Source organism: Falsiporphyromonas endometrii, from assembly GCF_042654485.1.
In the GTDB taxonomy this organism is placed as follows: Bacteria; Bacteroidota; Bacteroidia; order Bacteroidales; family Porphyromonadaceae; genus Porphyromonas; species Porphyromonas endometrii.
Genome location: NZ_JBHSGO010000117.1, coordinates 1 through 4,137, shown reverse-complemented (window position 1 = coordinate 4,137; position 4,137 = coordinate 1). Strand labels below are relative to the sequence as shown.

At 36.6% G+C, this 4,137-nt stretch carries 4 protein-coding genes; 1 reads left to right on the top strand and 3 read right to left on the bottom strand.

The genetic code is table 11. From position 1 onward, the window contains the following. Positions 1-113: 113 nt before the first annotated feature. Genes ACFO3G_RS03835 through ACFO3G_RS03825 form a run of 3 tightly spaced genes read right to left on the bottom strand, consistent with a single transcriptional unit; the run spans position 114 to position 3,114 of the window. A complete protein-coding gene (locus ACFO3G_RS03835) occupies positions 114-1,160 on the bottom strand; it encodes a porin family protein (RefSeq protein WP_380078148.1) in 1,047 nt (348 codons plus the stop codon). Further along, complete coding sequence (locus tag ACFO3G_RS03830; protein WP_380078146.1) at positions 1,157-2,386, bottom strand: TonB-dependent receptor; 1,230 nt, start codon at positions 2,384-2,386, stop codon at positions 1,157-1,159. Before ACFO3G_RS03830 ends, ACFO3G_RS03835 begins: the two co-directional genes overlap by 4 nt. Continuing rightward, positions 2,377-3,114: a hypothetical protein gene (locus ACFO3G_RS03825; protein WP_380078144.1), complete on the bottom strand. Its 738-nt coding sequence runs from the start codon at positions 3,112-3,114 to the stop codon at positions 2,377-2,379. The genes ACFO3G_RS03830 and ACFO3G_RS03825 overlap by 10 nt, the downstream gene beginning before the upstream one ends. A gap of 434 nt (positions 3,115-3,548) precedes the next feature. Here ACFO3G_RS03825 and ACFO3G_RS03820 point away from each other — a divergent pair, with 434 nt between their 5' ends. After that, positions 3,549-3,818 (top strand): hypothetical protein, encoded by a 270-nt coding sequence (locus ACFO3G_RS03820; protein WP_380078142.1) that lies wholly within the window; start codon positions 3,549-3,551, stop codon positions 3,816-3,818. Positions 3,819-4,137 lie beyond the last annotated feature (319 nt).

The following is a 4,137-nucleotide window of genomic DNA, read 5'->3' as shown; positions in this document are numbered from 1 at the left end:
GTCCGTCTTTGCTTGTCAGTTGATTCGAAATAATTTCTTTAATTTGTGTGCGTGTAAGATCCATACTGTTTATCGTTTTATTTTTTCTTTTTCAAAGATAATTGTCTTGGGTCTTACACACTTTTTCCGGACTGGAAGTTGTAGGAGAGTCCTAAGGTAAACATAGATTTGTTATCCCGTATTCTTCGATCATCAAAGTATTTTACGGCAGAACCTTTTATAGTCTCAGATCTATAATGGGCATCTTTACCGATAAACAGCAACCCGGAGGTAACTTGCCAGTTCTTTATTTTATAGGTAATAGTCAGATCATTGCTATTCTCACTTAGCGAACGAAACACCCCGGAAATCGAATAGGATGGAATTACATACTGATAATTGAGCATAAAGTGCTTATACTGCATGCTTAAAGAAAAACGATTTTCAAGTGAAAAATTCGTCTGCATCCCTTCCGGTGTTGAAGCTTTCTGCCAGTAGGGCTGTATAAACAAGCCAATTTGCAATAATTCATTTCCAAGGGGTTTAACCTGTGATTGTATAAAGCCACCATAATAGTAGTTATGCGATGTATTTCTATAAGTCAGCTTCAGTTTGTTCCCGTCGACACGAAAGTATTGGTTAATTGGATTGTGTTCATACTGATAAAAACCACCTGTAAGGATACTCAGCCACTTGTTATTAAAAGATTCCATAAGCATACCTTGTGCCATAGAGCCATTTGTAAGGTTGGGATTACCCATTTTGATAATATCACGAGTCATAGAGATTGCATTATTGCTGAGCATGTCGATGCTTGGCATTAGCGGGGTGCTATTCATTATGAGTCGCAATGAATTTCTACTATCTATATTATATCCAATTACAAGTTTAGGCGTGAATAGCAGCCGATTGTATTTATTATCAAGGCTCTCATTGTAAATGTGCGTAAATCCTAAACTTAGACGATACATCCATTTATCTTTCATCCCGGTGACTTCACCATATACATATTGTTGCAAATAGTCTGATGTATACCTGCTATCTCCGAACAGGTTGTTCAAATCGCTTAGTAGGTGACTATATTCTACCTTATAACCGGCATTGAGTCTTGAGGCAATCGAAAGATTTCTGCTATACGCTACTTCGCCAATGATACTTTTTTTTTGGTTATTTAGAGTCATGAACTCTTCGTAGATTTATTGTTTGTTTCTTTGCCGCATTCTTTGCGGTTGTCATGTCCTTTGGTTTGGAAATGGTTTAAGTTAAGGTTTAGACTCAGTTCGTCTTTGTCAGATAATTTCTGCCAATAGTATAAATCAAGAGACGGATGTATGGTCTTGTCATTTTTATCCCAGTCTTTGCTAAGAGCACTCCAATCATTGCCATTTTGATAAGTTCCCTCATAAACAGCTTTTGAAAAAGAGGTGCTGTAATCCGGCATCAGCGTTGCTTGAAATATATGCTTGTCAGATTTTGCGAAAGCATATTTCAAGGAAAGACTATGAGTGGTATATCCAAAGGCGTCTTTACCTTTGGTGTGGTCTTGGTACATTGTATTACCTAACAAATAATTATACTGAACCTCTTCTATTCTGTTCTTGTAATTTCGATAGTTTAATTCATATTCAATGTCAAATCGATGCTTGCCATGAGTAACGGAATAATATGCATTTGAATTGTTGAACCCCGTTGTAAAAGCAGTTAATGTCTGTACTCCAAGTGCATAGCCATTATCTAATGTTTTGGTAATAACATTAATCACTGTACCCACATAGGCATATCTTGCTGGGGAAATATCATAATACTCTACACGTAATACCTTTTCTGGCGGTATCATTTTGAGTTGGGCATCAGTAGCTTTTACGCCATTGATAAGCACAAGCAATCCGCCCCCTTGCATAGTGGATAGCTTCCCGCTTATTGGCTCTTCGCGAATGTTTGGCATTGTCCGCAACAAATCCTTGGCATAGTTTGCGTTGGCTATCTGTTCTTTATTAAACAGCATAACCTTATGGTCCGTTTTTTGATGTGTTAGACTGCCTTTTACGACAAGTTCACCAAGTTCTGTACTATTTGGGTAAAGTTCAAAGTTTTTTACCATGACATTGCCTGATGATGGCACTGCAAGGCGTAATTTCTGTTGATGTGTCTTATAGCCGATATAACTAATTTTTATTTTGTATTGTCCGACAGGAATATTCTCCAAATGATATTCTCCGTATTGATCAGTCATTGTCCCTGTGAATATTTTGGTCGTATCGCTTATTTGGTACAATACCACATTGGCAAAAGAAATCTCTGATTTACTCTCTTTTTCACTTACTTTCCCATTGAGCGTAATTTGAGCAAAGGAAGCCGTAGTTATCACCAAAAAGAGATTCAATAGTAATAGACGTTTCATTGGCATAGGGGGAGACTGTTAATATATTGCGTATCTGAAGGGAATTTTCCGGGGTCTCCTACAGTCAAAGTGATATTGATTGCACCTGAAAAGTATTTGTTAGGCTCGTTAAATACAATGAGTTGGCAACTTTTAATGTAATTAACTGTAAGATGATCGAGAAGAGACTTTATTTTGTCCGCCGGAAGATTGTTGTTGTTGACAAACAATCTTAAGCTTCCATCATATCCTTTGATGAAAAAGTTATCCTCATCTATCTCAATATCAGATATTCCACTAAGGAAGCTCCTCAAAGAGATCTGTTCAGTGGGTATTGTTAATTCTTTTGTCTTGTAAAAATCCAGATTAGATGGAACTTTCATATGAGTGTTGATATTACCACTTGCGAAGGGTGGTTTTGCTGTCCATTTTTTGGGGAGATATACTCCAATTAATTTCTTCCCGGCATATACTTCCAATTTGTTTTGGATGTAAATGTTTGTGGGTGTGCCTTTAAACGATACATCCCCAATGGCATTACTCATTGAAACTGCTTCTGGAACAGTGTTTTTGTCTCCAATCATTACGATCCTAAGATATGGGCTTGCTGATTTAGCACCATTTGTTTGTTCGAAGGTATAACCTTGATAATAGTATTCATTTTGCTCTTGGTTTTGAGCATGAATAGTTGAAAATAATGCGCTAAAAAGAATATTCATTGCGCTGATAGCTGAAAATAGAATCAACCTTTTCATAAATTTTGTCTATTTAATAATTGATTTACAAGATGCCTTGTAAGTTGCGTTTATTGATCTGTTTTTACATGAGCAAAATTAGGAGTAACCCGATTTTGCTCAAATACACAAAAGGGTAATTTTATAGCTCTCCACCACCGTTCTCAATTAGTAGTTTTAAGTTGTCCTGTCGTTGCTTTTGAGTAAAAACTATCCGTATATTGGATTTTGATTGGTAATGATTTAGTCACTGAACTCCTGTGTTAGTCCTCTTGTTTCTGCTTTTTACTGCTAAGCACTGTAATGGAAATGACAGTGTATCCGCATAATTATTGATTAGTTTGTAGGTTATTCGATTTTATTCATTTTTCTGATTAGTTGTTATGCCACATCTGGAATTTCATTGAGAAAGAGGAATATTTTTAGTATCTTGACTTTCAACAAAAACATAATTTATGGAGATAAGCATATTACTTATTACACTTTTGATTATACTCTCGCTTGGAGGTGTATTCCTTTTTGGGTGCGATATATGTCTTATCAAAGAGAACCAAATAGATGCTTTATTAAGTATCAATTATGAACTCAAGGATGCCCCTTTTCAATGGGCTGTGAAGCTCGTTTCAAGAATCTTTTATATGTTAAATGATGTTACCGTTGTTATTGCTCAAAAAACAACTCAAACAACCTTGAATCAACCCCAAAATCTCAAATTCGAGGGTTAGGGTCACCTGACCTTCTGCCGACTTTGCCCGTTTTATTAGTACGAAACGGGCTTTGTTTATGCGCTATTTTAACAAGTAAGGTCGCGCGAGAAGCAATCCATTCTCGCGCGACTTTAGATCTGTTGTCGCGCGACCTTGACATGTGAAGTCGCGCTACTTCAAGTGCAACCTCGCGCGAGTTTACTTTCAAAGTTATTGCTGTCCGATAAAAGTTTTTGCGACAAAAAAATAAGGGGCTGAAAAACTTCACAGAATTCAGCCCCAATTGTCTTATCTTTATCATAAGAACTTAAAAGTAAGACGATGCACAAAAGTATTC